Origin of the sequence: Clostridium porci, assembly GCF_009696375.1 — a bacterium.
Taxonomy (GTDB): Bacteria; Bacillota; Clostridia; order Lachnospirales; family Lachnospiraceae; genus Enterocloster; species Enterocloster porci.
The window spans coordinates 64,712-91,515 of record NZ_VUMD01000005.1; the positions used below are offsets into that span (position 1 = coordinate 64,712).

The 26,804-nt window shown below is 46.8% G+C and carries 22 protein-coding genes and 1 riboswitch; of the genes, 16 read left to right on the plus strand and 6 right to left on the minus strand.

The features are described from left to right. Positions 1-172: 172 nt before the first annotated feature. The 7 genes from metE (at position 173) to folK (ending at position 7,603) form a co-directional block, all read left to right on the plus strand. Positions 173-2,449, plus strand: a complete 2,277-nt coding sequence (metE, locus tag FYJ39_RS06915; RefSeq protein WP_154471740.1) for a 5-methyltetrahydropteroyltriglutamate--homocysteine S-methyltransferase — start codon at positions 173-175, stop codon at positions 2,447-2,449. A gap of 1 nt (position 2,450) precedes the next feature. After that, entirely contained in the window at positions 2,451-3,314 is an 864-nt protein-coding gene (metF, locus tag FYJ39_RS06920; protein ID WP_154471741.1) for a methylenetetrahydrofolate reductase [NAD(P)H], read from the plus strand. Between the two features lie 138 nt (positions 3,315-3,452). Next, positions 3,453-4,829: a bifunctional folylpolyglutamate synthase/dihydrofolate synthase gene (locus FYJ39_RS06925; RefSeq protein ID WP_178258529.1), complete on the plus strand. Its 1,377-nt coding sequence runs from the start codon at positions 3,453-3,455 to the stop codon at positions 4,827-4,829. Between the two features lies 1 nt (position 4,830). Continuing rightward, a complete protein-coding gene (gene folE, locus FYJ39_RS06930) occupies positions 4,831-5,388 on the plus strand; it encodes a GTP cyclohydrolase I FolE (protein ID WP_154471742.1) in 558 nt (185 codons plus the stop codon). 19 nt (positions 5,389-5,407) lie between these two features. Next, positions 5,408-5,923: an HD domain-containing protein gene (locus FYJ39_RS06935; RefSeq protein WP_328597527.1), complete on the plus strand. Its 516-nt coding sequence runs from the start codon at positions 5,408-5,410 to the stop codon at positions 5,921-5,923. A 34-nt stretch (positions 5,924-5,957) separates the two neighbouring features. Further along, entirely contained in the window at positions 5,958-6,773 is an 816-nt protein-coding gene (gene folP, locus FYJ39_RS06940; protein ID WP_154471743.1) for a dihydropteroate synthase, read from the plus strand. A 2-nt stretch (positions 6,774-6,775) separates the two neighbouring features. Then, positions 6,776-7,603: a 2-amino-4-hydroxy-6-hydroxymethyldihydropteridine diphosphokinase gene (gene folK, locus FYJ39_RS06945; protein ID WP_154471744.1), complete on the plus strand. Its 828-nt coding sequence runs from the start codon at positions 6,776-6,778 to the stop codon at positions 7,601-7,603. Positions 7,604-7,662: 59 nt separating this feature from the next. Here folK and FYJ39_RS06950 read toward each other — a convergent pair whose 3' ends face one another. Then, positions 7,663-8,874 carry an ROK family protein gene (locus FYJ39_RS06950; protein WP_235919758.1) on the minus strand — a complete coding sequence of 404 codons (1,212 nt, stop codon included), beginning with the start codon at positions 8,872-8,874 and terminating at the stop codon, positions 7,663-7,665. 685 nt (positions 8,875-9,559) lie between these two features. Between FYJ39_RS06950 and FYJ39_RS06955 the strand changes: the two genes are divergently transcribed. Genes FYJ39_RS06955 through FYJ39_RS06970 form a run of 4 tightly spaced genes read left to right on the plus strand, consistent with a single transcriptional unit; the run spans position 9,560 to position 12,421 of the window. Then, a complete protein-coding gene (locus FYJ39_RS06955; protein WP_154471745.1) occupies positions 9,560-10,837 on the plus strand; it encodes a PTS sugar transporter subunit IIC in 1,278 nt (425 codons plus the stop codon). A gap of 30 nt (positions 10,838-10,867) precedes the next feature. Next, positions 10,868-11,764 (plus strand): DUF7916 family protein, encoded by an 897-nt coding sequence (locus tag FYJ39_RS06960; RefSeq protein WP_154471746.1) that lies wholly within the window; start codon positions 10,868-10,870, stop codon positions 11,762-11,764. A 22-nt stretch (positions 11,765-11,786) separates the two neighbouring features. Next, a complete protein-coding gene (locus FYJ39_RS06965; protein ID WP_328597529.1) occupies positions 11,787-12,104 on the plus strand; it encodes a PTS sugar transporter subunit IIB in 318 nt (105 codons plus the stop codon). Then, entirely contained in the window at positions 12,101-12,421 is a 321-nt protein-coding gene (locus FYJ39_RS06970; protein ID WP_154471748.1) for a PTS lactose/cellobiose transporter subunit IIA, read from the plus strand. The genes FYJ39_RS06965 and FYJ39_RS06970 overlap by 4 nt, the downstream gene beginning before the upstream one ends. Before the next feature lie 228 nt (positions 12,422-12,649). Here FYJ39_RS06970 and FYJ39_RS06975 read toward each other — a convergent pair whose 3' ends face one another. Further along, complete coding sequence (locus FYJ39_RS06975; RefSeq protein ID WP_154471749.1) at positions 12,650-14,497, minus strand: 5'-nucleotidase C-terminal domain-containing protein; 1,848 nt, start codon at positions 14,495-14,497, stop codon at positions 12,650-12,652. A 721-nt stretch (positions 14,498-15,218) separates the two neighbouring features. Here FYJ39_RS06975 and FYJ39_RS06980 point away from each other — a divergent pair. The 5 genes from FYJ39_RS06980 to FYJ39_RS07000 all read left to right on the plus strand — a co-directional run bounded on the left by FYJ39_RS06980 (position 15,219) and on the right by FYJ39_RS07000 (position 20,435). Next, positions 15,219-16,088, plus strand: a complete 870-nt coding sequence (locus tag FYJ39_RS06980) for a patatin-like phospholipase family protein (protein ID WP_154471750.1) — start codon at positions 15,219-15,221, stop codon at positions 16,086-16,088. A 152-nt stretch (positions 16,089-16,240) separates the two neighbouring features. Beyond that, a riboswitch (glycine riboswitch) is annotated at positions 16,241-16,336 on the plus strand. A gap of 133 nt (positions 16,337-16,469) precedes the next feature. After that, on the plus strand, positions 16,470-17,879 hold the full coding sequence (locus FYJ39_RS06985) for an alanine/glycine:cation symporter family protein (RefSeq protein ID WP_154471751.1): 1,410 nt from the start codon (positions 16,470-16,472) through the stop codon (positions 17,877-17,879). A gap of 470 nt (positions 17,880-18,349) precedes the next feature. After that, positions 18,350-18,619: a Fur family transcriptional regulator gene (locus FYJ39_RS06990; RefSeq protein WP_154471752.1), complete on the plus strand. Its 270-nt coding sequence runs from the start codon at positions 18,350-18,352 to the stop codon at positions 18,617-18,619. Between the two features lie 451 nt (positions 18,620-19,070). Further along, positions 19,071-19,610 carry a nitroreductase family protein gene (locus tag FYJ39_RS06995; RefSeq protein WP_154471753.1) on the plus strand — a complete coding sequence of 180 codons (540 nt, stop codon included), beginning with the start codon at positions 19,071-19,073 and terminating at the stop codon, positions 19,608-19,610. Positions 19,611-20,066: 456 nt separating this feature from the next. Beyond that, on the plus strand, positions 20,067-20,435 hold the full coding sequence (locus FYJ39_RS07000) for an arsenate reductase family protein (RefSeq protein ID WP_154471754.1): 369 nt from the start codon (positions 20,067-20,069) through the stop codon (positions 20,433-20,435). 131 nt (positions 20,436-20,566) lie between these two features. On the opposite strand, the gene FYJ39_RS07005 is transcribed toward FYJ39_RS07000, so the two are convergent. From FYJ39_RS07005 to FYJ39_RS07020, 4 genes are all read right to left on the minus strand, one after another. Continuing rightward, entirely contained in the window at positions 20,567-23,284 is a 2,718-nt protein-coding gene (locus FYJ39_RS07005; protein WP_195840393.1) for an exo-alpha-sialidase, read from the minus strand. A gap of 275 nt (positions 23,285-23,559) precedes the next feature. After that, positions 23,560-24,414 (minus strand): polysaccharide deacetylase family protein, encoded by an 855-nt coding sequence (locus tag FYJ39_RS07010; protein ID WP_154471756.1) that lies wholly within the window; start codon positions 24,412-24,414, stop codon positions 23,560-23,562. A 59-nt stretch (positions 24,415-24,473) separates the two neighbouring features. Then, positions 24,474-24,998 (minus strand): GNAT family N-acetyltransferase, encoded by a 525-nt coding sequence (locus FYJ39_RS07015; RefSeq protein WP_235919759.1) that lies wholly within the window; start codon positions 24,996-24,998, stop codon positions 24,474-24,476. Between the two features lie 135 nt (positions 24,999-25,133). Next, positions 25,134-26,483, minus strand: a complete 1,350-nt coding sequence (locus FYJ39_RS07020; protein ID WP_154471757.1) for an MATE family efflux transporter — start codon at positions 26,481-26,483, stop codon at positions 25,134-25,136. Positions 26,484-26,804: the final 321 nt, after the last annotated feature.

The window sequence follows — 26,804 nt, forward strand, 5'->3', positions numbered from 1 at the left end:
AGTCCTCCTTTTCTTAATGGGATGAGGGCGGTACAATATCTGGCGATATTATACCATATACAGACATAGCTTAAAACTATGGATTCATATAAAAACTAAAAATTATACTCCTTTTTCTATCTGTGCTATGATTACACCAATCAGAATACAATCAGTGAAAGGGATAAAAGCTATGAAAACATCAGTGATCGGATATCCGAGAATTGGAGACTTAAGGGAATTAAAGTTTGCCCTGGAAGCATATTTCAGAAAGGAATTGCCCTTGGGAGAGCTGGAAGCAACAGCAAAAAAGCTGCGCCGCCACAACTGGGAGCTGCAGAAGCAGGCAGGGATAGATTTGATTCCCAGCAATGATTTTTCATTTTATGATAACCTCCTTGACACTGCCTATATGCTGGGGATTGTCCCGAAACGGTATCAGGAACTGGGGCTTTCCCCATTGGATACATATTTTTCCATGGCTAGAGGCTATCAGGGAGAGTCTGGAGATGTGAAGGCTCTGGGGATGAAGAAGTGGTTTAATACCAATTATCATTATATGGTACCGGAAATTGACGATTCCTGCTGTATCGCGCTAAAAGGACGGAAGCCTTTTGAGGAATTTTTAGAGGCCAGGGAGTTGGGGATTGAGACAAAGCCTGTGATAATCGGAGCCTATACCCTTCTTAAGCTGGCAAGATTTACCGGACGTAAGAGAGCGGAGGATGTGAAGGGCTGTGTGGCAGAGGCCTACAAAGAGATATTGAAGCAGTTTAAGGAGCTGGGGGCAGTATGGATTCAGTTGGAGGAACCGGCGCTGGTTCAGGACATGAGTGAAGAGGACATCTGGCTTTTCGAAGAGCTATACAGGGAGATTTTAAGAGAGAAAGACAGTCTGAAGGTTCTGTTGCAGACCTATTACGGAGATGTGAGGGACTGCTACCAACGGCTTGCAGCCCTCCCCTTTGATGGAATCGGACTGGATTTTGTGGAAGGGAGACGTTCCCTTGATTTGCTGGAAGCATACGGCTTCCCGGAGGATAAGCTTCTGTTTGCGGGCCTGGTTAACGGTAAGAATATCTGGAAAAATAACTATGAGAAAACCCTTACTGCAGTGGACAGGATTTTAAAAGCTGCAAAAAATGTGGTTCTTAGCTCCTCCTGCTCCCTTCTTCACGTACCCTGCACGCTGCGCAATGAGACAAGGCTGACACAGAGCTATAAAGGTTATCTGGCATTTGCGGAGGAGAAGCTTTGGGAGCTTCGGGATTTAAAGGCGGTTCTTGGGTCAGATTCCCCGCTGCTTCATGATGCATATCAGGAGAATACGGCTTTGTTCCGTCAGGAACGATGTGGATGCAAGGAAGAGGTGCGCAGCAGGCTGGAAAGCCTGACTGATAAGGATTTTACCCGCCTTCCTGCATTCGAAGAAAGAGAGAAGATACAAAAGCAGGCCTTTCATCTGCCGCTGCTGCCGATTACCACCATCGGCTCCTTTCCCCAGACAAAGGAGGTGAGAGCCAACCGTTTTGCCTTCAAAAAGGGAGAGATTGGAGAGGAGCAATATAAAGAATATAACCGGAAAAAGATCAAGGAGTGTATTCGCCTGCAGGAGCAAACCGGTCTGGACGTTTTGGTTCACGGAGAATATGAGCGCAATGATATGGTAGAGTATTTTGGAGAATGCCTGGATGGTTTCCTGTTTACAGATAAGGCCTGGGTACAGTCCTATGGAACCAGATGCGTGAAGCCGCCTATCGTTTGGGGGGATATATCCAGAAGCCGGCCTATGACAGTGGAATATTCCGTATATGCTCAGAGCCTTACGGACAGGCCGGTAAAGGGGATGCTCACAGGCCCTGTCACTATTTTGAACTGGTCCTTCCCAAGAGAGGATATTTCCCTGAAGGAATGCGCCTTCCAGATTGGCCTTGCTATACGGGATGAGGTGCTGGAGCTGGAGGCCAACGGAATCAGGATGATCCAGATTGATGAGGCGGCTCTGCGGGAAAAGCTTCCCTTGAGAAGGCAGGACTGGCATGAGGAGTATCTGGACTGGGCGATTCCCGCATTCCGCCTGGTACACAGCGGTGTAAGGCCGGAAACGCAGATACATACCCACATGTGCTACAGCGAATTTGGAGCCATTATAAAAGACATAGATGACATGGACGCAGATGTGATCACATTTGAGGCTTCCCGTTCAGATCTGACCATTCTGGATGATTTGAAGGCTTGCGGATTCAGAACCCAGGTGGGGCCCGGCGTCTATGATATACATTCTCCCAGAATTCCTTCCGTTGAGGAACTTCTTATAGCTTTGGAAAAAATGCTGGAGAAGCTTCCTGCCGAAAAGCTGTGGGTGAATCCAGACTGCGGCTTAAAGACAAGAGAAGAGAAGGAGTCCTGGATTAGTCTAAAGCATATGGCGGAGGCCGCTTGCTTGGCCAGGAGGAGCTTAAGAGAATAGAATGAAGACAGTAGATTTATTCAGGCAAAAGACAGTGCTGTCCTTGGAGGTGTTCCCGCCAAAGAGGACAGCTCCGGTAGGAACCATTTATGAGACATTAGATGAACTTAAAGGCATCACACCGGATTTTATCAGTGTTACATATGGAGCAGGAGGAAGTGAGAACAGCGGCGCAACGCTGGAGATCGCCTCCTCCATCAAGAACCGGTACGGCATAGAGAGCGTAGCCCACATCCCATGCTTAAATCTGACAAGGGAGGATGTGCTGCTGATTTTGGAACGGTTAAAGAAAGAGGGGATTGAAAATATTCTCGCTTTGCGGGGGGATCTTGTGCCGGGGATAGAACCGGCGGGCGAGTTTCAGTATGCCGCTGATCTGATTCGGTTCATCAGGGCCCATGGAGATTTTAATGTAATAGGAGCATGCTATCCAGAAGGACACCAGGAGTCAGGAAGTCTTGTGAAGGATATTCATTATCTGAGAGAAAAGGTGGACGCAGGGGTAAGCCAGCTGATTACCCAGCTTTTCTTTGACAATGAGTATTTTTACCGGTTTCGGGAGCGGATGGAGCTGGCAGGCATCCGGGTGCCGGTAGAGGCCGGGATTATGCCGGTTGTAAATAAAAAACAGATCGAACGGATGGTTTCCCTCTGCAGCGTACACCTGCCCAGCAAGTTCACATCCATGATGGAGCGATATGGAGATAACTCAGAGGCTATGCGTGATGCGGGGATTGCCTATGCAGTGGATCAGATCGTGGATCTGACTGCTCATGGGGTGGAGGGAATCCATCTGTATACTATGAATCGTCCTTATATTGCTAACAAAATTTACGAAGCAGTATTCCGGCTGATGGCGTTTTGAAGCTATCAGCCTGCTTTTTTAAGATATCCACTTGTGGCAGGACTGGTTTAGTGCTATGATGGATTACAGGTACGGTCAGAAGAGACGGATTCTCTACAGGCCGATCAGACAAATGAATATAGGAAAGGAAACAAGAAAGTGACCTATAAAGAAGCAAGGGTATATTTGGAGAAGGTTTCCAAATACGGAAGTGTACTTGGCTTGGATACAATCCGAAATCTGCTTAAGAGGCTGGGAAATCCCGAGAGGGATCTTAGCTTTATACATATCGCAGGAACCAACGGAAAGGGCTCTGTGCTGGCGTATATTTCCAATATATTAAGTGAGGCTGGCTATAGAACCGGAAGGTATATCTCTCCCACAGTGCTGTCTTATCTGGAGCGGATTCAGGTGGACGGCAGATGGATAGAAGAGCAGGAATTTGCGGAAGTGATAGGAGAAGTTCGAAAAGCGGCTGTAAGCATGGAAGCTGACGGTGAGGCAGGCCCCACTGTGTTTGAAGCGGAAACGGCAGCGGCTTTTTTGTATTTTAAAAAAAGGGAATGTGATATTGTAGTGCTGGAGACCGGACTAGGTGGCTGCCTGGATGCTACTAATGTAGTGGAGCGCACAGTAGCCGCTGTATTTACTTCCATCAGCCGGGATCATATGGAATTTCTGGGGGATACCCTGGAGGAAATTGCCAGGCAGAAGGCGGGGATTATGAAAAAGGGCTGCGTGGCTGTAACTGCGGAGCAGCAGCCGGAGGCTATGACGGTTCTGAAGGAGAAAGCCCAGAGGCTGGACTGCCCGTTGTATGTGGCGGACATCCGGCAGGCAGAGGTGGAGGCAGAGGGATTTGAAGGATTAAGGCTTTCCTTTGGAAGATGGAAGAATATAGAAATACCCTTGGCAGGAAGCTTCCAGATCATCAACAGCGTGACGGCTCTTGAGACGGTGGAGGCGCTGAAGGATGCCGGATATGGAATTAGTGAGGCAGCGGTGAGAAGGGGCTTTTCCAAAACCGTGTGGCTGGGAAGATTCACCTGTATCAGCAAAAGCCCCCTGTTTATTGTAGACGGGGCCCATAATGAGGCAGCGGCCTTAAGGCTTAGAGAATCACTTTTGGAGTATTTTCCCGGAAAGCAGCTCGTCTTTGTCATGGGAGTATTTAAGGATAAAGAATATAAAAGGATTGCAGAGATTATGGGACCTCTGGCAGAACGGATCTATACGGTCAGCCTGCCGGATCAGAAACGAACCCTGAAGGCTGACGCTTTGAAGGAAGAGCTGCGGCCCTATTGCCGCCTCACAGAGGCCGCGGATACAGTTCCTGAGGCGGTGGAGAAAGCCCTGGGTGCAGTGAGTCAGGATGGGGTGGCGGTAGCCTTTGGCTCCCTGTCCTATCTGGGGCAGGTTATGGAACTGGTGGCTGCCGGAGCAGTGGAGGGAGCGGCAGAGCCCTTCTGCTTTGCAACAAACGGGCCCATCAATGAAGAAGGCCCCACTGCCGTAAAAAGAGGGAGGAAAGAATAGGATGGATCAGGAAAAAATAAAAGAAGGAATACGGCTTCTGTTGGAAGGAATCGGAGAGGATATAAGCCGGGAGGGATTACGGGAGACGCCGGATCGCATTGCAAGAATGTACAGGGAGCTGTTTTGTGGAATGGAGGAGGATGGAGCCATGCACCTGAAAACGCTCTTTCATGTGGATAGCAGCGAGCTTGTGGTGGAAAAGGACATTACCTTCTACTCCGTCTGTGAACACCATATGCTTCCCTTTTATGGAAAGGTTCACATTGCCTACATTCCCTGTGGAAAGGTAGTGGGATTGAGTAAGCTGGCCAGGACTGTGGAGGTGTTTGCCAGACGGCTGCAGCTGCAGGAGCAGCTAACAGGGCAGATTGCAGATGCACTGATGGAGCATTTAAGCCCGGAGGGAGCCGCAGTGATCATTGAGGCGGAGCACCTTTGCATGACCATGAGAGGCGTCAAAAAGCCGGGAAGCAAAACCATAACCGTAGCTAAGAGAGGCGCCTTTCTCAATAAGCAGGAGCTTATGAGCCTGTTTCTTCAGATGATAAGGCAGGAATAAGAAGGATGGGACTGTCGGGATGGACGTGATAGAAGGAGGGGGAAGAACAGAGATGGAAAGCCTGGATAGAATCAGATGCCATCCTTTGTTTCAGGAATGCTGCCGTAAACTGGAGGAGGCTGAGAAAAACAGAGCGTTTTGCAGGCACGGGCTGGAGCATCTGCTGGATGTAGCCAGAATCGCCTATATCCTTAATCTGGAGAAGGGGCTGGCTTTGAAAAAGGAGGTTATCTACGGGGCTGCCCTGCTTCATGATATCGGCAAATTCAGGCAGTATGAGGACGGCACGCCTCATGAGCTTGCAGGAAGGGAGCTTGCAGAGAAACTTTTGTCGGACATCTCCATCTTTTCTGAGAAGGAGGAGAATATGATCCTGGAAGCAATCCTGGAGCACAGAAGGCAGACAGAGCATATGAGCCCTCTGGGCCGGATTTTGTATCAGGCAGATAAGCTGTCCAGGGCCTGTTATGGATGCAAAGCAGAGGGCCGGTGTAACTGGAACCAAGAGAAAAAGAATATGCGTATCAGATATTAACGGAAATTTTGACTTACAGGAAGGAAAACAGAGCATGCGAATCGGAAAGAGGGAATTTGACACAGACAATCACACATACATTATGGGAATCCTGAATGTCACACCGGATTCCTTTTCTGACGGGGGAAAGTATGAGAAACCGGAAGCAGCCTTAAGACATGGGCAGGAAATGATAGAGGCAGGGGCTGATATACTGGATGTAGGAGGGGAATCCACCCGGCCGGGCCACCAGCAGATATCAGAGGAGGAAGAGATACAGAGAGTGGTTCCTGTGATTGAATGCCTGAGAGCTGAATTTGATGTTCCAATCTCGGTAGATACCTATAAAAGCAGGGTGGCGAAGGAGGCCTTGAAGGCAGGGGCTGATTTGGTCAATGATATCTGGGGCCTTACGTATGACTGTGAGCTGGCAGCAGTAATTGCAGAGGCAAAGGCCGCCTGCTGCCTGATGCACAACCGGGAGAAGGCGGAGTATAAGGATTTTCTGGGAGATATGAGACGAGATTTGGAGCGAAGCCTAAAGCTGGCTTTGGACGCAGGAATTGAGAAGGACAGAATTATCCTGGATCCGGGAGTGGGATTTGGAAAGACGTATGAGATGAACCTGGAGGCCATAAAGCACCTGGGCAGTCTTAAGACCTTGGGCTATCCCCTGCTTTTGGGCGCTTCCAGGAAGTCGGTAATTGGACTTACCCTTGATCTGCCTGTGGATCAGCGGGAGGAAGGAACCCTTGCGACTACCGTATTGGCGGTGTTGAGCGGCTGCTCCTTTGTACGGGTTCATGATGTAAGGAGCAACAGGAGGGCTATAAGGATGGCAGAGGCTGTTATGAGAGAACATGAGGTGTGAAGATGGATCAGATAAAAATAGAAAATCTTGAGGTATTTGCCAAGCATGGAGTGTTTCCTGAGGAAAATGTGCTGGGTCAGAAGTTTCTTATATCAGCTTGCTTGCACACGGATACCCGAAGGGCCGGACAGACAGATGATTTGAAGGAATCCATACATTATGGAGAAGTATGTCATTTTATGGACAGATATATGCGGGAGCACACCTTCCGGCTGATAGAAAGGGCTGCGGAAATGCTGGCTCAGGAACTGCTTCTTACAATCCCTCATTTGGAAAAGCTGGAGCTGGAGATAAAGAAACCCTGGGCGCCTGTAGGGCTCCCGGTGGAGTATGTTTCCGTGAAAATTGCCCGGCAGTGGCACAGAGCCTATATTGCTTTGGGGTCCAATCTGGGGGAACGCAAGCAATACCTGGACGCCGGGGTTAAGGCCTTGGATGAGGCCGGAGGATGCAGCGTGGTAAGCGTTTCCTCCTGGCTGGTGACGCCTCCCTACGGCATGACGGAGCAGCCGGATTTTCTCAATGGGTGTCTGGAGCTTAAGACACTTTTGGAACCGGAGGAGCTTTTGGAGGCTCTTCACCGGATTGAGAAGGAGGCGGGAAGGGAGCGAACCCTTCGCTGGGGGCCCAGAACTCTGGATCTGGATATTATTTTTTACGATGATCTGGTATGGGAGTCGGAGAACCTTTGCATCCCTCATGTGGACATGCACAGGCGAGACTTTGTGCTGAGGCCTCTTTGTGAAATTGCTCCCTATAAGCGCCATCCAATTACAGGAATTACAGTGAAGGAGATGCTGGAACAAGTAGGTGAAGCTGCCTGCGGATAAACGTATGCCTCAACTTCCTGCATATGCTCCAAGCAATAAATAGCTCTCAACACCGTGGGTCAGAACAGGCGGTGAGAGCATGTGACAATCAAATGACGGTATACACAAAAGGCTGCTGCGCCAATCGCCCCGGTGTAGGGAGAGTAGGGCTTTACGATAAGCTGCTGGTGACACGGCTGCATGAATAAATTAGGCTCATAGGAGAGCTGCTTCTTCAACAATGAAACAATTCTTGAATCATTAAATATTTCTCCATGAATAAAAACACGTGAGGCATCCATCAGCATATTCAGGTTTGTAATGGTCATCCCAATGCCTTTGATAGCTAAATCCACCAGCTTAATAATAGAGGTATCCCCTAAATGATAGGCGTTCATGATAATGCTTAGGTTAATATCACCTGAATGGGAAACCAGATGTCTCAGATAGGTGCTGGGAGATGTCTGATATAAAAATCTGGCTTTTTTTATCAGCCATGCTTCACTGGCATAGGTTTGCAGGCAGCCCCGCCGTCCGCATTCGCACAGCTCTCCATCTGGATGGACGGTTATATGCCCCACCTCGCCAATTTTAATATTATGATTGCCATACAGCTCATTGCGGTACATGTGAGTACAATGGATTCCCCTGCCTACATGAAAAAAAATAAAATTTTTATCGCTATCTGCCGGGCTGGAATAGAAAAGAGCTTCAGCCCTAGCCATGCAATGGACATTGTTGGAATAATAGGCAGGAACAGGAAGCCTGGCGGAAATCTCGTCAAGATCAAAATTTTCCCAATAAGGATTATTGGTCAGTATTCGGCCCTTCTTGGATTCAGAGTAGTGGCCGGGAATTGCTATGCCTACCGCACTCACTTTATAATTCAGCTGCTTCATGAAAGACAGCAGATGCTCTATAAAAAAAGCTGTGCTCATCTGGCTTGGAGCATCATAAAAAATATGATCCTTTTGTATGACATTGCCAGCGTTGTCTGTTAAAACAAATGAACAAAACTTTTCGGATATCTCTGCTCCGATGTAGTAGGAATGGGAGGGACAGACTGAAAGCAAAATTTTTTTACGTCCAGCCTTATCCTGCAGACTGATTTTCGTGCCTGCCTCCTGAATCAGCTTTTCGGATAGCATTTCCGCTGTAATCAAACTGACGGTAGAGGGAGTGATTCCTGTTTCTTTGGCTATGTCAATTCTTGAAATAGTATGTTTGGTATAGATCTTGTGTAATATGGTCGAGTACAGCAGGAGCTGTTTTTTTGTCTGCTTCATTGACATTGCATATCCTCCTGAAACAATTTGTTCTATTATTTGATTCTCATTATACCATATCCTCCGGCTATGGTATCCCTCCGGGGGGGATGCGCATGGTTCGGAGCGGTGTTTTGACCCGCTTTCGCGTGTCACCGAACCAGCGCGGTATAATATCTGGCGATATTATACCATATCCTCCGGCTATGGTATCCCTCCGGGGGGATGCGCATGGTTCGGAGCGGTGTTTTGACCCGCTTTCGCGTGTCACCGAACCAGCGCGGTATAATATCTGGCGATATTATACCATATCCTCCGGCTATGGTATCCCTCCGGGGGATGCGCATGGTTCGGACCGGTGTTTTGTCATGCTTTCGCGTGTCACCGAACCAGCGCGGTATTATATCTAGCGATATTATATCATACAAATTTCATGTAGAAAGTAAAATATGACAATTAAGAGATAGTTATAAAATAAAACCAATCACTTTGGAAACTCTGAGATCAAGGGCAGGTTTACCATATCTTCTGGATGAATATGTAAATATATATAAAAAACCCGCTCAAATTTTATGCAATATTGATATAATTGATTATATTTTGAAAATAAATATATACTTTCAAGGAAAACTTTGGTATGATGGCTTTGGAGAGATATGATTTTTAAATGCTGATTCTGATTCAGCATAATTTTAAGAAAAGGAGACAGATTATGAACAAATTTTTATCAGAAAAGCTGCTTCCTGTAGCTGCGAAAATGGGCAACAATAAGTTTTTAATTGCGATCCGTGATGGTATCACCTTAGCAATGCCTCTTATTATTATTGGTTCCCTTTTCATGATTATTGCAACGGGTTTTGCCATTCCTCCTCTTGAAGCCTGGCTGGGTGAAGCAGGAATTGCAGATTATCTGTGGAAGGGGACGGACAGCAGCTTTGGTTTAATCGGTTTGGTTGCAAGCTTCGGCATTGCCTATAGCCTGACAAAGCAATCTAACGTGGATGGTATTCCAGCAGGAATCGTATCCCTGTCCTCTTTTATTGTTATTACGCCTTTTGTGTCGGGAGACGGTGGAGCGGGTATTCCGACTGCTCTGATGGCCGCCCAGGGACTGTTTGTGGCGATTATTTTGGGCTTGATTAACGGATACGTGTATCAGTGGTTTATTAACCATAATATTCGGATCAAACTGCCGGACAGCGTGCCTCCTGCTGTGTCTGAGAGCTTCAGCGCAATTCTTCCCGGCGCTGTGCTTATAAGCGGCTGGCTGATTGTATATGGCGTATTAAACGCCTTTGGCCTTCCTAACCTGCATCAGATTGCCAAGACGGTTCTGGGAGTTCCCTTAGGGCTGTTGGGAAATAATGTTGTGGGAGTGGTAATCCTGGTATTATGCAACAGCATGTTCTGGTTTGTGGGCTTACATGGAGGGAGTATTGTAAACCAGATTATGTCTCCGATTTGGCTGGCTAATCTGGGCGAAAATGCAGCTGCATACCAGGCTGGCGAATCCTTGAAGCATATATTTACCGCTCCCTTTATGGATAACTTTGTTTATATCGGAGGATCTGGAGCCACAATCGGCCTGGTCTTAGCTTTGGGATGGCTGGCCCGCAGAAGGAACGCAAGTAAGCAGGCAAAAGCCCTGACTCCTCTGACCGTAGTGCCTGGATTCTTTAACATTAACGAACCTACCATGTTTGGAATGCCTGTTGTACTCAACATTTTCCTGGTTGTCCCCTTTGTGCTGGCGCCTATTATGAACCTGATACTTGCCTATTTGACCATGGCTGCAGGCCTTGTACCCAGAACCTATGCTGCGCCGGGCTGGACGACTCCTCCAATTATCAGCGGCTTTCTGTCTACCGGCAGCCTGCGGGCTTCCTTGCTTCAGCTTGTTTTAGTCGTTTTAGATATCCTTTTGTATCTGCCCTTTGTGTCTAATGTAGAGAAGCGCTTCAAAGCTCAGGAAGAGGCAGAAAATATTTGAAAGTAGTAAAAGCAGGAGGAAATACATAATATGAAACGTTTGATTAGCGCAAATACATCTGAAATCCTGGAGATGAGCGCGGCAGAATTAAAGCAGAGCATTAAAGCCAGCGAGGGGCGGGTGATTCTTTCGGAAAATGTTGCTGTGCGGGAGTCCTTTGTAGGTGATATTACAAATGCGGAGATTGCCCGTGCCTTTGGAGCGGATCTAATCCTGCTGAACTGTGTGGATGTTTTAAAGCCTGAAATCTTTGGCCTTAAGCATGATAGGGATAATTTTGTATCAGAGCTGCGCCGCCTGGTGGGAAGACCCATTGGTGTGAATTTGGAGCCTGTGGACAGTCAGGCGGAAATGCTGGAAGACAGGCTGGAAATTCCCAGAGGACGTCAGTTGAATCTGGAAACGGCTAAACGCCTGGAGGAGGTTGGATTTGATTTTGTATGCCTGACCGGAAACCCCGGAACAGGAGTGACAAACGAGCAGATCGCAGAAGCGGTTAGGTTGACTAAGGAGCATTTTTCAGGACTCATAATTGCCGGAAAAATGCATGGAGCCGGCTCTAACGAGCCTGTTGCGGATCTGAAAACTGCTGAAACCTTTGTTGAAGCAGGTGCGGACATTATCCTGGTTCCTGCCGTGGGAACGGTTCCTGGCTTTGATGAGGATGAATTAAAAGCAGTGGTAAAAGCTGTTCACCGATGCAACGGTCTGGTTATGTCTGCTATTGGCACAAGCCAGGAAAGCTCTGATATTGATACCATCAGAAATATTGCAATCAGCAATAAAATTTGTGGTGTTGATATTCAGCATATTGGAGATGCGGGGTACGGCGGCGTTGCTCCAGTGGAAAATATTTTGGCAATGAGCAAGGCATTGCGGGGTGTCCGCCATACAGTGTCTGTAATTGCACGGTCTATCAATAGATAAGAAAGGAGCCTTATTGATGGGAATGAAAAGGATTATGCTTGCCTGCGCGGCCGGTATGAGTACTAGCATGCTGGTGGCAAGAATGCAAAAAGCAGCGCAAGAGAAGGGACTTGATACGGAAATTTTTGCCGTGCCGGCTTCGGAAGCCCGGAGCCGGATTGAACAGGAGCCAGTGGACGTTTTGCTGCTGGGGCCTCAGGTGATGTATATGGAAGCTGAATTTAAGAAAAAGCTGGAGTCGAAAGGGATTCCGGTGGGCGTAATTCCTATGATGGATTATGGAATGATGAATGGCGCAAAGGTTCTGGACTTTGCGGAAAATTTGGTGCGAGGTCAATGATGGACGAGAAAAAATTGCAGGAGATTATGGAGCTGGTAATGTATGGCGGCGGAGGGAAAAGCTACGCAATAGAAGCGATTCAGGCAGCCAAGCAGGGTGATTTTGACCTGGCGGATTATAAACTTTCGGAGGCGGAAAAGTCACTTCTCCGCGCACATCACGCTCAAACCGATATGCTTTCTCAGGAAGCCAATGGCAATTCCTCTGAGGTTTCCCTGCTTATGGTACATGGGCAGGATCATTTGATGACAGGAATTGCTTTTAAAGATCTGGCAAAGGAGATAGTGGAGCTGTACCGTTTCATCAGAACGCCTTAATAGCGGCGAAGGATTTTTAACCTCCAGATAGAATGACTCAAAGCAATCATTCACAATCAAACCAGCTGAAGGGCTGATAGGCAGAATTGAAGAATGCCGGGGGGTTCCGGCTTCAAGAAATAAAAATGCTGCCTCCCATTGAGTATCTTTTTAATGGGAGGCAGTATTTTTTTCATACAGCCTATATTGAGTTTCCTTCCATTGAAAAAGCAGCCCAGCTCTTTAAGCTTATAGATCCTTCAGATCTTCTAGCCTAATCGACTTCACATTCGGGGTCCTCTGATCCTCGGATGTGGGTATGGAAAGCTTTCCTTCCTTTACCAACCTTGCGGCTTTCTTATGATCCTCCTCGTTCCAGGAGATGCCTGTAAGACTCCAGTTATGATCCGTTTCAGGAACGATCACGCCGCCTTTGACATTCACAATGTAATCTGCGATCAGCTCTCTGACGCCTCCAATATTTCCCTTTACATCCATCTCCAGAAGCTCTGGAAGCTCCTCGCCCTCCTGGTATACGGTGCCATAATTTAAAAGATTGGTTCCGGCCCTGTAATTATTTACTGCAACGATGAATACATCCTCATCCAGAACCGGTGTCCCGTCCCGTTTAGTCAGATTTTCTATCCGGCTACCTGGCTCCTTAGATAGATTGATCTCATAATTGACGCCAGCAAACATATCATAATTATACATGCGGATATCCGGGTTAAATGAGATGGTTAAATCCCCATCCTTGTAGGTATTATAGTAATTGGCGCTCCATTCCATGTAGGACTTTAGCTGCCTGCCGTTCATCCTCAGCTTGTATAAGGTATTTGTAAATTTATAGATCAGGGAAACGTCAGACTTTTTAATATCTCCGGCCTTCAGATTTGAATCTGCCTGAAACAGGGCCGCGGCTGATACGTCTGCGTCTGTGTAGTGCATCTGAACCCTGTTAATCAGATCCAGCATAGCGGTATCCTCAAGAGTTGCCTGTGGGATTCCTGGGATTTCATTTTCCGGTGCCAAATCGCCTCCCTCCAGTCTTCCGATCACTGTATTGGCCACATCCTTGGCTCGCTTGTCATAGGGCTCCAGTTCAGCTGTCAGATCCGGATCGGGCGTGTATCCGCTGATTTGGATGCTTTTTGAAGTTCGATCCGTAACTTTATAATGACCGTCCGCCTCTTTGGTCAGCGTAATGTTAATCTGCGCCATGGTCTGGGCGCTGTTCAGGTTCTGCACCACAAGTACATCATTTATCAGCTTGCCTTCGATCAACTTATGCTCATGGGCAGACAGAATTACATCTAACTCAGGGCACTTATTGGCAAGATCTGTGACTCCGGAATCTGGAATATCATATTCATTATGTTCTCCCATGTGAGCAACTCCGATTAAAAGATCAACCTGGCCGTCCAGCTGTGAAATGGCCTTTTTAGTCTCGTCCACCGGATTAGTAACGGTACAGCCCTGTAGATTGACAGAGTCCCATCTGGTGATATTAGGAGTTACCACGCCGATGAGACCGATTTTAACCCCTCCCTTTTCAATGATGGTATATGGGTCTGCAATGGCTTTTCCCTCCTTATCATATACATTGCCTGTAAGAACCTTGGCGTTATATTGGGAAAGAGCCCGTTCTAATACATCCATTCCATAATTGTATTCATGATTGCCTGTTACGCATACATCATAGCCGATTTTGTTGATGGCCAGTATCATCGGATGTAGATCGTCGTTAATAAATAAATCAGCTGAATTATCCTGAATTACATCTCCCGCGTCGATTACAAGGGTATTTTCATTGCGCAGCTCCTTGACAGCCGTAGCAATCTGAGCCATGCTTCCCGTCATGCTTTCCTCGTTCAAGGCATAATCATAGGGAACAAATTTACCATGTGTATCGCTGGTTCCCAAAATCTGGATATTTACCACGTCGCCTGTATGCTCCTCCGGCTCTTCTGCCTGTGCCGTCTCTGCCGCTTTCTGCTGATGCTCCAAATTCGTGCTTGACGCTGGCTTTTGTGCACATCCAATAACTGGGAATGCCACTGTTAATACTAAGACCATACTTAGAACAGCTTTTTTCATGTCGTTTTCCTCCATAAATAAGTATTTTTTGTGGTAAATATAAATTATAGTCAGACATGCAAGGCCCATATCTTCTCTTTCATCCTCTGGATGCCTGATTCTTTTGCTGTTAAATCTCTGTCAAGCCATTCGATCTGGTCCGGTATAGAATTCAAGCTGGCTGTGCTGCCTGGGAATTGTCCGGTCTTTACTCCAGAAGGTCCGGCAAATTCAGGATTTACAGGGTTTTTTGAAGAATCAATATAAGGATCGGGAGGATAGAAAATTTAATTGTTCATAAATTGCGTTCCACTGCCTCTGAATATAATAAAAATTACCATAAGAGCTGTTGTATATATTAAAACATATATGCATTTTTTAATAAATGACTGGTGTCCGCATTTAAAAATAAATTATTAATACACTATTATATAGAGAAAAATTATCGTTTTATTGTGTATAAATGCCGATATTTGCTGCTGTGTGAAGCCTGATATGTGAAATTTAATATCTGGATGTCTGCGCTGGTTTTTTCCTCCAGGTGGGGTGGGAATATCAGCGTGGATTTTGGGGAGTCTGATGGAGATGGAAGCTCATTGGGGTAGTCCGCATTGCATAAAATAAAAAGAATGTGTATAATTAAATCCGTATTTATTAAAAATAGAAAGAAAGACGCGGAATGAAGGGACTATGAAACAATCGAACAGTCCAGATGCGTCAGCTAGAGGGGTGGCAGATTCGGATGGAAAAGGCAAGGACGGGAATCGTTGTGGAAGGCGGAGGCATGCGCGCAATCTATGCGGCAGGAGTGCTGGATGTATTTATGGAACAGGATATACATGTGGACGGAGTAATTGGAGTATCTGCGGGAGCCATTCACGGCTGCAGCTTTGTATCGGGACAGAAGGGCCGTTCCCTCCGGTGCAGCCTGAAATACTGCCGTGATCCCCGGTATATGAGTCTTAAATCCTGGATTAAAAATGGGGATATATTTGACGTTGATTTTTGCTACAGAGAGCTTCCGGAAAATCTGGAGCCCTTTGATAACGACGCATTTGAGGCCTCCGGCACTGAATTTTATGTGACCTGTACAGATGTGGAAACAGGAAAGCCGGTGTATCACCGGTGTCCCACCTTAAGGGGAGAGATGATTGACTGGATACGGGCCTCCGCCTCCATGCCTCTTGCTTCCAGGATGGTGGAGATAGAGGGGCAAAAGCTGATGGACGGAGGCGTGGGGGATTCCATTCCCGTAGGGGCCTTTCGGAGGCTGGGCTTTAAGAGAAGCGTGGTGATTCTCACCCGTCCCGAGGGCTACCGCAAGAAGCCTAACAGCTTGATGCTCCTTATGAGAAAGGTGTTTCGGGAGTACCCTGAATTTCTGGAAGCTGCCAGGTGGAGGCATCTGGAATATAACCGGGAGCTGGATGAGATCAGGCGGCAGCAGCAGGCCGGAGAAATTTTGGTTATTAAACCTAGCTGCTACATGAAAGTCAGGCGGACAGAACGCAGTCCTGAAAAGATCCGCCAGATGTATGAGCTGGGATACCGGGACGGGAAGCAAGCGATCCAGGAGGTAAAAAGGTTTCTGAGTCCTACAGTTGACCAATAAGATAGCAAAGAAATAGTTGACATATGCTTCTAATTGTGATAACTTTTTTTTGTCAACGAAAAACAACAGATGATGTTTGTAGGAAAAAGCCAGAAGGCTTGCCGAAGGAGTAACACTCTCAGGCCCCTGAGACTCAGGGAAAGACTATAAACGGATGTGACTCTGGAGAAGCCCGCGTGATGCGGGGGCCGAAGGTGCAACGTGCGGCGACGTACGAATCTCTCAGGCAAAAGGACAGAGAAAGAACCAAATGACGAGAGCCAGTATGGGTTCTTTTATTCCTTGTTATAATGTGTGAGATTGCTCCGGGTTCAAAATTGGAGCAGTCTCATTTTTTATGCTGTTTTTACGTGGACAATTCAAACAGAGAGGAATTAAGGTATGTGGCAAAGATTGAATCAAGGGCTGGAATGGATTGATAATGTTGTGTGGGGAGTTCCCCTGATGGCGCTGATCCTTTCGGGAGGTATTCTTCTTACGGCCCGTCTGGGACTTTTGCAGCTTCGCAGGCTTCCCCTGGCTTTAAAATGGATGGTAAAAAATGAGGAGGGCGGAGAGGGAGAGGTTACTTCCTTTGGCGCTCTGTGCACCGCTCTTTCTGCTACTATTGGTACAGGAAACATTGTGGGGGTAGCTACGGCGATTACCGCCGGAGGGCCGGGCGCCCTGTTCTGGATGGAGATCGCGGCGTTTTTCGGAATGGCCACCAAATATGCAGAAGGCCTTCTGGCAGTGAAATACCGGGTGGTAGACAAGGAGAATCATGCGCTGGGCGGTCCCTTTTACTATATAGAGCGGGGCATGGGAAAGGGGTTTCGGTGGATGGCCCGGATGTTCGCCTTCTTTGGCGTGTGCGTGGGGCTTTTTGGCATTGGCACATTTTCGCAGGTCAACGGTATTTCCTCAGCTGTAAACAATTTCTTCGATCCTGAAGGCAGGTGGGCGGTTGTGATTCCCGGTATCGGTACATATTCCTGGACTGTGGTTATAGCGTCCCTTATCTTAAGTGTCTGCGTAGCATTGGTGCTGATTGGAGGAATCAAGCGCATTGCCAGCGTTTCACAGGTGATAGTGCCCTTTATGGCCGTACTTTATGTGGCGCTATCCGCCGTCCTTCTTATCTGCAATGCAAGGGCTATTCCCCAGGCCATTGCGCTCATTGTAAAGGGAGCTTTTTGTCCGGAGGCAGTGACTGGAGGCGTGGTTGGAACCATGATAGTGGCAATGCAGAAGGGAATCGCAAGAGGTATTTTTTCCAATGAGGCAGGTCTTGGATCGGCTCCCATCGCGGCAGCCGCAGCCCAGACAAAGGAGCCGGTGCGCCAGGGGCTGGTGTCTATGACAGGAACCTTTATTGATACAATCCTTATCTGTACGATGACCGGTCTGTCGATCATTCTCACCGGAGCCTGGCAGATAGAGGGGCTGGAGGGTGTGCAGATTACAGCCTATGCCTTTAACTCAGGGCTTCCCATACCTGTAGCGGTGTCTTCCTTCCTTTTGATGCTGTGTCTGGTCTTTTTTGCCTTTACCACTATTTTGGGTTGGGATTATTATTCAGAGCGGTGTCTGGAATACCTTACAGGGGGTAAGATGAAGATCGTCGGAGTTTACCGGTGGCTGTATATCTTTGCCGTGTTTATAGGGCCTTATATGACGGTGAAGGCGGTCTGGACCATTGCGGATATCTTTAACGGGCTTATGGCTCTGCCGAACATGATTGCCCTGTTTGCGCTGAGCGGAGTGGTAGTCAGGGAAACCAAGCGCTTCTTTAAGGGGAGCCTGGGTTAAGGCTTGCAGTACATATGCTTGCAGCTGTACAGAGGGTTAAAAAAATCTTGACAAATCAGTTGGGTAATGATAACCTATAAACATAGTTAGCTAATGCTAATTATGTGCCTGTATGATGGGAAGCGCCAGGCTGGCAATTACTTGTTGACAAGGAAGTGACCACAGCGTTTTGGACAATAATTAAAGCAGGAGAGTCCGTATGAAGTATAGAGTAAGCGGTCAAGCGGCGGTGAAGCGTCATCTGGAGAACCTGGGTTGCCCCTGAAACCTCGTTGGAGGCAGCTTCTTTAAGGATGGCAATGTGAGCGCAGGTTTAAGGAAGCGTGTGCAGCTGTTTGTAAGCAAACGGATGATACGATACGATCAGAATACATAAAATGGAAGTGTGCCTGAGCTTCCATTTTTCAGGGTAAAAAGTTAGCAAAAACTAACAAAAGGTTAAAAGGGACAACTGAAAGGAGGAGCGCCGGATGCCGCGCAAAGACCAGATTATTAAGGAGCTGCAAAAAAATGGCAGGAGAGTAACTCAGCAGAGAAGAATCCTGTTGGATGTGATACTGAATGGAAAATGGACCTGCTGTAAGGAGATATATTATGAGGCTTCCAAGCTGGACCCTTCCATTGGCAGGGCTACTGTGTACCGAATGGTGAATACGCTGGAGGAGATGGGAGTGCTGAGAAGGAGCTACCGCTATTGCCTGCCTCCGGATCATAAGAAAGGCAGGCAGATCGGTGCCTAAGGCGTATTGTGCCCGGTACTCTGCATATAGCTGGTTTCGGAAAGGGACTGCTCGGAGGTTTGTTTTCGTATTGTCACATCCGATGACAGCTTATCTTTTATCAGAAATGCCCGTAAGATCCCTAGCTTTGGCTATGGGGATATAAGGGCTTTTCTTTTTTGAAAAAAGTTGGTATTAGACATAAATAGATGCATAATACAAGTATGAGCACAATGTATCAATCAAATCACAATGTAGTCTGTTCTTGCAAATACCATGTAGTATGGCGTATCAAATACAGATGAAGCATAGTAACAAGCGGTGGGGATCGTCAAAAATGATATTGACATGGAGAGGGGATCATCCCTTATAATAGAAGAGAAAGAAACTATATCCGAGGCTTTATGCTGGCAGGCGGCATCCAGGTTTTATAGGGAAGCTGGGAGCCAGGGTAGGAGGAAAGGAAGTTAAGATGGATCTAGACACAGCGTTACAGACAAGAAGGAGCATACGCAAATTCCGCTCAGACAGCCAGGTATGCCGGGAGCAGATAGAGGAAATGCTCAAGGCGGCTGCTTTGGCCCCATCCTGGAAAAATTCGCAGACAGCCAGATACTATGTGGTTATGTCGCCAGAGCTGGTAGAGGAGATAAGGGAAAGCTGCCTTCCGGAGTTTAACCGGAAAAACAGCGCCAACGCCCCGGTGCTCATTATCACAGCGTATGTGAAGAACCGTTCCGGCTTTGATCAGGAGGGAAGGCCCTGCAACGAGGTAGGTAATGGGTGGGGAGCCTACGATCTGGGACTGCAAGGCGGCAATCTGATTCTGAAAGGAGCAGAGCTGGGATTGGATACCCTGATTATGGGAATCCGGGATGGAGAGGAATTGAGACGGCGTCTGCACATTGATGAGAATCAGGAGATTGTGTCGGTCATAGCCGTTGGAGAGCGGGAGCTGGATTCAGATATGCCAGCAAGAAGGAGTCTGGAAGAAATTGCCAGGTTCTATTAAGATAAATGAAATCTTAAGGAAACAGGGAGTATGAGAGATGCAAAGGATATCAAAGGAATTTGTTGGCAGAACCCTTCGGGCTATAATGTTTATTGTGCTTGTCATTCTGATATGTACAGCCATAGCCGGTATCGGAAATTATCTGGCTTCAATCTGAAATGAACGCCGGGCAGCCGGAATTGCATACGCTTAAAAAGGGAACAGGCATTTATAAGGACTATGGCTATCGGGGGAGGGAAGTCTGGCGGCTGACGCCGAGGGACAGGCTTTGTAAGCCAGTGAAAGAGAGCTGGGAGGCTTGGCCTTCAGGCGGAAGCAGGATACCCGGAGGCAGAGGAACACGAACAGATAGCGCCCCGTAAAACCAGAAGCTGATTGCTGGGTATCGGCGGTTTTTGGGCAATAGATATGACAGAGAAGAAAAGAAACATAATACACACTTACAGGAGGTAAAAAATGAGTCTTACCGTATTATGCTACAAGAAATGCACCACCTGCCAGAAGGCGTTGAAGTGGCTGGATGAAAACGGAATTAAGTACACAGAGCGCCCCATAAAGGAGAAAAATCCAACGGCTGAAGAACTGAAGGAATGGTTTGAAAAAAGCGGTCTGCCCTTAAAACGCTTTTTTAACACCAGCGGCAATTTATATAAGGAGCTGGCATTAAAGGACAAGCTTCCTCATATGAGCCAGGAGGAGCAGTTCGCTCTTTTAGCTACAGATGGAATGCTGGTAAAGCGTCCTCTGGTTGTGGGCGAGGGGGTTGTGCTTACTGGGTTTAAAGAGTCAGAGTGGAAGGAGAAGCTGGGGCAGGAGAATTTGTAAACACAATCTAGTCCTTTGATTAAGGGCTGCATATTGTGTAAAGCAAACGGCCTATGGAGATAAAAAAGCGTTTCCATCAGGAAGGGGTGCGTCTATAATCAGGACACACCCCATTCCCTTAAAGTGTTATATTACCTTTCCTGTACAATGCCTCCCATAATCCACTGTCCCTTTTCGTTTACCATGTATCCATCAGGTGTGGTCACGTTCTTAAGCAGCTTTCCTTTGCTTTTATCTGGTTGTTCGCTGAAATAGTATCGTCTTAAATGACCATCTTCGTCCATAATCCATTGCCATCCTGTAGCCATTTTGCCGGAAAGTCCATGGGCGCCATTGCTTAAATAGTAGGTGTTGCCATGGGAGTCTTCCATCCAGCCCTGCTTCATTGTGCCTGTTTCATCGAAGTAATACCATCCTTTTTCGCCATTCCAATCCAGATACAGCCATTGCTCCTCTGCTTTTTCTCCAGAGGGAAGGGTTACATTCCAGCTGCCATCAGAGGCTTGCTTCCATTGACCGTCATCTACAGGCGTATGATCTACATAAGCTTCTGACCAAATTGCATCCTGCTCATCTTCATAAGAGGCGTTTGGTACTGCTTCTGGCATATGGTTGGCAGCTTTGTGTGGTTCTTCATTTGTTTGGGACTCTTCTCCTTCCATAACAGGATCAGAAGATATATCAACAAGATCAGAAGATATATCAACAGGATCAGAAGGTATATCGTAAGGATTGTCTGCCGGCTCAGGCTCGTGGATGGGGAGGGGGTCAAACTTGAAAACAGGATTTGATAAAAGCTCTCTTGTGGTAAATGCTACCGTACCATCTCCGTTTTCATAAAGCATGGCAACATCCCCATTATCCATTTCTGCTAAAGCCGAGTATAAAAATGGTCCCTTTTGCATTGTATACTGGTTATTCTTTTTTAGGGTTCCATCTTCCAATACTTCAAAAATAAATATTTTTCCATCATATCGATCCGGCCATTTGCCAGGCACATATCTTGTTGCACAGGATAGGATGATGACTTCATGTCCGTTAATGGTTCTGGAGTGTTTAATTGCGGATAAGTTATTATTGGAATTAATGGCAATATCGGTTACTGTTTCCTTCCAGGTTTGTGCTTTTGGATCATAGTCAACATAGCAAAGCTTTCCTGTTCCATTTCGATAGAAAATTCTCCAGATTCCGCTTTCCAATTCCACTAAAACGCTTTCGGAGCTCCATTTCTTCTGTTCTTCCCAACCCTCAGGCTCCCATTTCACGCGCTCCCAGTTCTCTCCTCCATCCTCAGAATAAATAATATTTAATCTCTGGCTATTTGAATCCAGAAGGGTGGGATCGTTTTTTCTCGCATTTGCTTGGTATGCGGTAAATACAATGGCGCCATCCTCTGTGATGTGTCCCCTTGTGGGAGCTGCGATTAAAGCTAATTCACCCTTTTCCTTTAAGTTTAGGAGCTTGGGGGCAGACCAGTTTTTGCCTCCATCTGTTGATTCTGTTAAATACAAAAAGGTAACTGGCTGTACCTGAAAGGGTGAGTTTGAGAAAAACAGGTTGGTATTCACGCCCTCTCCTGTAATGTTGAACCATTCGTCTACCTCATATCCATCTACCTCTGTTCCATTCTGATGCTTAATCACGCCATTATCTAAATAAAAATCGTATGTAGCTTCCCCGTACCGTTTTAAAAGCAGCTTTCCGTCATCTGTAAACCCGGTTTCCGCAATTAAGGGTCTTGAGCGATTTTGGGTTGATGCAGTTGCAGCTCCATATGGAAAAAGATCTACCAAAAGCCATAATGTTTCGCCGTCTGTAGCCAGTGACGGATCAATAAAGGTAGAAGATTGGTTGCTGAATTTGTTTCCATTATCTCCTAAATGATTGGCGAAGGTGTAGGTCCAGTTTTCACCGTTATCCTCGGACCATGATACCAGTGTATCCAGGCCGCCTCCGTCTCCCTTTGTTTCCCAGCGGGCGTCAATGGCTGTTACTAAAGTGCCGTTATTCAGCCGGACCATGGAAGGGATTCGGAAGAATTTGCTTCCGCCGGTGTTGGCCGGGTATGGATTTTTTTTCGTTGTGCCATTTTCAGGCTTTGCTGCTATGGTGATCTTAGGAAGGGTGTTCGCCTGTACGGTATAAACAGAAAAATGCTTTGCTTCCACCTGTATGCTTCCCTCATCCATATCCACCGTTGCGTCCAGCTTCTCCGCCTTACTTAAGCTGTCGTTAAAATGGAATACTTCGTATCCCATGGGAGTCCCGCCCCAAGCTTCTGATTCTATCTGATAAAAGATGACCTCCGCCCTGCCCCTGGAGGTATCTGGATTCAGTTCCTTTCCTGCCAAGTCACGAACTATAATATCAAAGGATATACATTCGCCTTGGCTCTGATTCTTTTCCTGCCCGTTTTCAATAACAGAGCGAATCTTTCTTGTTTTCGCGGCATCTGTTACCTTTTGGACGAACAGGCTTGCATCTTCGGGAAATACTCCCTTATCTGCTTTTACACGGATTTCTGTATTATCGATCCTAACGCTTTGATCAAATGGGGCTTCGGCAATCTCCTCTGCGTTTCTTTTTGTAGATTCACTGAATGTAGCTGTTTTTGTAATCTCTACCACAGTAGTATCTTCCTCATCCTTTGCATGACGCTCCTGTGCCTCTGACGGAGTAGCTGTTGAAACGTCCAGATTGTCATTCTCTTCCTCCGCCAGCGCATGTCCCTGAGTGGCGGCGCCTTCCTGAGACGCAAGTACCGGAGCAGATGGCATACTGGCTGCGATTGCCACTGCAAGAGCAGCTGCAGATAACCTTCTCACCGTTGTCAGCTTCCTTGTCCTCATAAAATACATTTTCTCCTTTCAATATTTATAACACTTTTACTACTATACAAACCATTCTAGGTCTGTACAGCTGTATTTGTTACAAAAGGATAGTAACATATTCTTTTTAATTTGTAAATATTATATATAAAAGAAATTTTTATTAATCATGTAATAGCGCAAAAAATTTTTTTGTTAATAAAAAAGAGCAGCTCCAATGGCTGCTCAGATGGTAGACAAGGCTGCCCTGGACGTTTTGTCCCGGACATGTGCCTGCTTTGGTAAAACGTCCCGGCCTACAGGCTTTGTTTTGCTTGCTGGCCGCCTGCTGCCGTTAGATCGTCCAGGGAGGCGAAGCGATACCCCATCTCCTCCCATTTGGTCAGAAGCTCATCTAAGATCTGCCCATTGGTTTTAGAGGTACTGTGGAGCAGAACGATAGCGCCGGGATGGATGCGGCCAAGAAGCTTTTTGAAGGCCTCTTCCTTGGTTGGCTGCTTATCCTCATACCAATCCACATAGGCCAGACTCCAGAAAAAGGTGTGATATCCCATATCCTTTGCCATCCTAAGGTTGCTTTCGCTGTATTTGCCCTGGGGAGGGCGGTAGTATTTTTTCATAGGCTGGCCGGTGGTCTGCTGATAGAGCGTTTCCAAATCATTCAATTCTTTTTCAAAGGCTTCCTTGGTGGAAATTTTTGACATATCCGGGTGATGGAAGGTGTGGTTGCCTACGGTGTGGCCTTCCTCAACCATCCGCTTAACCAAATCCGGACTGGTCTGAAGATAATTGCCTACCAGGAAGAAGGTTGCCGGCGCCTTGTGCTTTTTCAGAGCATCCAGAATGGCGGAAGTGTTGCCGTTTTCAAAGCCTGCATCGAAGGTTAGATAGATCACTGGCTCCTGAGTGTTCTGGGCATAGTAGGCATTGTACTGCTTCAAATAATCGGCGGAGGCATTTCCCACAGGCATTTGCCCCTCCTCTGGAAAGCTGAGGCCCCAGTTGCCCTCTGCTGAGATGGGTACAGCCTCCGGCCCGTGGCTGTATTCCATGGCCTGTGCAGCCAGCCGCCCTGCCAAAAAGGCCAGGATCAACAGCAGGGTAGTCTGAAGCAGGTTCTTAAAGGGGAGTTGACTAAGTCTGTTTTTCATGAAGGGAGATTCCATTTCAAAGCTGATATTACTTTAAATATATTAAGAAAGGAGCCGTATCATTCCTGAGACGGGGAACTGTATTTATATAATATATGCCTGGGAAGAGAGCCGTATTTCTGGGCTGTAGTAAGAGTTTGGTAGCCCAGCTTAAGAAAGTTATTCAGGCTGTATTTGTTTTCAGGATGAACCGTTCCAAACAGATGGCAGCAGCCTGTGGCAGATAGATATGCCTCCCCGTAGGCCATAAGACGGCATTGAAGATGACGGCCTCTGAAGGCGGGCTTTACAGCCAGAGAATCTATGTAGGCGCACTTTGAAAGAGCCTCTTGCTTTAGTCCTGCGTAATGTCCCAGATGATTGGCGTCCATTTCGGGAAGGTGAATCAGGAGAAAGGCTCCGATTTCTCCGTTCTCCACCGCCTTAAATATAGTACCCTTTAAGGGATCTTGAATATGCTCCCGTATGTAGATTTCCGTATCGACGCAGTACCATCCCTTATCTGCAAGAAGGGACTGGGCCGTTGCCATAATATTATAAATTTCACTGGTATCCTCAGGGAGGGCTTTTGTCAGTTTCATCATATTACAATCCTCTCTTTTTTCTTGGCTTTTAAGTTTAGCATAGCAAGAGATGAATTGCAATGTCCTGCGGAATAAGAGAGAAAAAGTCGTCTAAATATCTAATCGAGTTTTATTGAGGCAGGCACGCCGGGCTTACTAGCTTAAGACACGTATTTTTTCCAGATAAATCTTTCTAAACAGGATGGAGCTTAACGCCACAGAGGTAATTTCCGCGATGGGAATGGAATACCAAACCATGTTAAGCCCAAAGGTTCGTGCAAAGAAGTAGGCCAGCGGCAGGATACAGATTAGCTGCCTTGCCACGGATATAATCAGGCTGTATATGCCGTTGCCCAGAGCCTGGAAAACCGAGGCCAGGATGATACAGTAGCCTGCAAAGAGAAAGCTCAGGCTGATAATACGAAGGGCAGGAATACCGATGGAAAGCATATCGCTGTCAGCCTGGAACATGAACAAAAGCCCGGGCGTAAATACCTGGAATATAATCAAACCTATAAGCATAATTCCCATGGAAATACCGATGCTGAGCCGCACGGTTTCCATAATCCTTTTTTTGCTGCGGGAGCCGTAGTTATAGGCTACTATGGGAATCATGCCGTTGTTCAGGCCGAAGATGGGCATAAAGATAAAGCTTTGAAGCTTAAAGTACACGCCAAAAACTGCGACGGCTGTCTCTGAAAAGGAGATGAGAATTTTGTTCATTCCAAAGGTCATCACAGAGCTGATGGACTGCATGATAATGGAAGGAATTCCTACCTCGTAGATAATAGCAATGGTTCGCTTGTTAGGCTTAAAGCCCCTAAAGGCCAGGGAAACATCCTTGTTTTTTGCGTGGTTAAAGTACATAGCCAGAAACATGGCCACGATCTGTCCGAAAACGGTGGCTGCTGCTGCTCCCTGTATTCCCATTTCCGGCAGGCCAAACAGGCCGAAAATAAGAATGGGGTCTAGGATGATATTAATAATAGCTCCTGTACCCTGGGTAACCATGCAGTAAATGGTTCTGCCTGTGGACTGTAAAATGCGTTCGTACATCATTTCTCCGAAGATACCGAAGCTGAAAATACAAACGATTTGAAGATACTGAACGCCATACTGGATAATCTGGGGATTGCTGGTCTGGCTTTCAAAAAACATTCTGGCTCCGAACAGGCCGAATAGGGCAAAGGCAATGGAACTTAAAAATGCGAGAAAAATACCGTTGGTTGCCGCCAGATTGGCAGCTTTCTGATTTTTTTCCCCCAGAGAGCGGGATAGAAGGGCGTTGACGCCAACGCAGGTACCTGCGGAAACTGCAATCAGCAGGTTCTGAACAGGAAAGGCCATAGACACGGCGGTAAGAGCGGCCTGGTTAATCATGGATACAAACACGCTGTCTACAATATTATACATAGCTTGAACCAGCATAGATAGAATCATAGGCAGCGACATAGAAATAAGCAGCCGTTTCACAGGCATGGTGCCCATCTTATTCTCTTGTGACATGTAACGACATCCTTTCTCATTCGAAATATACACGAAAATTATTGTACCGTATATAATTTTGGAAGTCAATACAGATACGCTTTTTAAGTTGCTTCCGTATATTCACATGAGCCGAATCCCTGAGGGCTATGGACCATATTCAGACAGATAAGAAAGATAAGCTACGCTATTGGCAGAAAGTAAGAATATAAGAAAAAATTATGAAAATATAAGAAAAATTTGTATTGACGTAAGAACGTTGTTGGTGTATGCTTGACTACAAATGTAAATCCATGACTGACAGATGTGTGTAGTACAGATACAAGCCGAAGCCGCGGCAGC

Bases quoted from the DNA above. Each gene is read 5' to 3' on its own strand.
- metE (WP_154471740.1), top strand. From the start codon at position 173: ATGAAAACATCAGTGATCGGATATCCGAGAATTGGAGACTTAAGGGAA.
- metF (WP_154471741.1), top strand. From the start codon at position 2,451: ATGAAGACAGTAGATTTATTCAGGCAAAAGACAGTGCTGTCCTTGGAG.
- folE (WP_154471742.1), top strand. From the start codon at position 4,831: ATGGATCAGGAAAAAATAAAAGAAGGAATACGGCTTCTGTTGGAAGGA.
- FYJ39_RS06935 (WP_328597527.1), top strand. From the start codon at position 5,408: ATGGACGTGATAGAAGGAGGGGGAAGAACAGAGATGGAAAGCCTGGAT.
- folP (WP_154471743.1), top strand. From the start codon at position 5,958: ATGCGAATCGGAAAGAGGGAATTTGACACAGACAATCACACATACATT.
- folK (WP_154471744.1), top strand. From the start codon at position 6,776: ATGGATCAGATAAAAATAGAAAATCTTGAGGTATTTGCCAAGCATGGA.
- FYJ39_RS06950 (WP_235919758.1), bottom strand. From the start codon at position 8,874: ATGTCAATGAAGCAGACAAAAAAACAGCTCCTGCTGTACTCGACCATA.
- FYJ39_RS06955 (WP_154471745.1), top strand. From the start codon at position 9,560: ATGAACAAATTTTTATCAGAAAAGCTGCTTCCTGTAGCTGCGAAAATG.
- FYJ39_RS06960 (WP_154471746.1), top strand. From the start codon at position 10,868: ATGAAACGTTTGATTAGCGCAAATACATCTGAAATCCTGGAGATGAGC.
- FYJ39_RS06965 (WP_328597529.1), top strand. From the start codon at position 11,787: ATGAAAAGGATTATGCTTGCCTGCGCGGCCGGTATGAGTACTAGCATG.
- FYJ39_RS06970 (WP_154471748.1), top strand. From the start codon at position 12,101: ATGATGGACGAGAAAAAATTGCAGGAGATTATGGAGCTGGTAATGTAT.
- FYJ39_RS06975 (WP_154471749.1), bottom strand. From the start codon at position 14,497: ATGAAAAAAGCTGTTCTAAGTATGGTCTTAGTATTAACAGTGGCATTC.
- FYJ39_RS06980 (WP_154471750.1), top strand. From the start codon at position 15,219: ATGGAAAAGGCAAGGACGGGAATCGTTGTGGAAGGCGGAGGCATGCGC.
- FYJ39_RS06985 (WP_154471751.1), top strand. From the start codon at position 16,470: ATGTGGCAAAGATTGAATCAAGGGCTGGAATGGATTGATAATGTTGTG.
- FYJ39_RS06990 (WP_154471752.1), top strand. From the start codon at position 18,350: ATGCCGCGCAAAGACCAGATTATTAAGGAGCTGCAAAAAAATGGCAGG.
- FYJ39_RS06995 (WP_154471753.1), top strand. From the start codon at position 19,071: ATGGATCTAGACACAGCGTTACAGACAAGAAGGAGCATACGCAAATTC.
- FYJ39_RS07000 (WP_154471754.1), top strand. From the start codon at position 20,067: ATGAGTCTTACCGTATTATGCTACAAGAAATGCACCACCTGCCAGAAG.
- FYJ39_RS07005 (WP_195840393.1), bottom strand. From the start codon at position 23,284: ATGAGGACAAGGAAGCTGACAACGGTGAGAAGGTTATCTGCAGCTGCT.
- FYJ39_RS07010 (WP_154471756.1), bottom strand. From the start codon at position 24,414: ATGAAAAACAGACTTAGTCAACTCCCCTTTAAGAACCTGCTTCAGACT.
- FYJ39_RS07015 (WP_235919759.1), bottom strand. From the start codon at position 24,998: ATGATGAAACTGACAAAAGCCCTCCCTGAGGATACCAGTGAAATTTAT.
- FYJ39_RS07020 (WP_154471757.1), bottom strand. From the start codon at position 26,483: ATGTCACAAGAGAATAAGATGGGCACCATGCCTGTGAAACGGCTGCTT.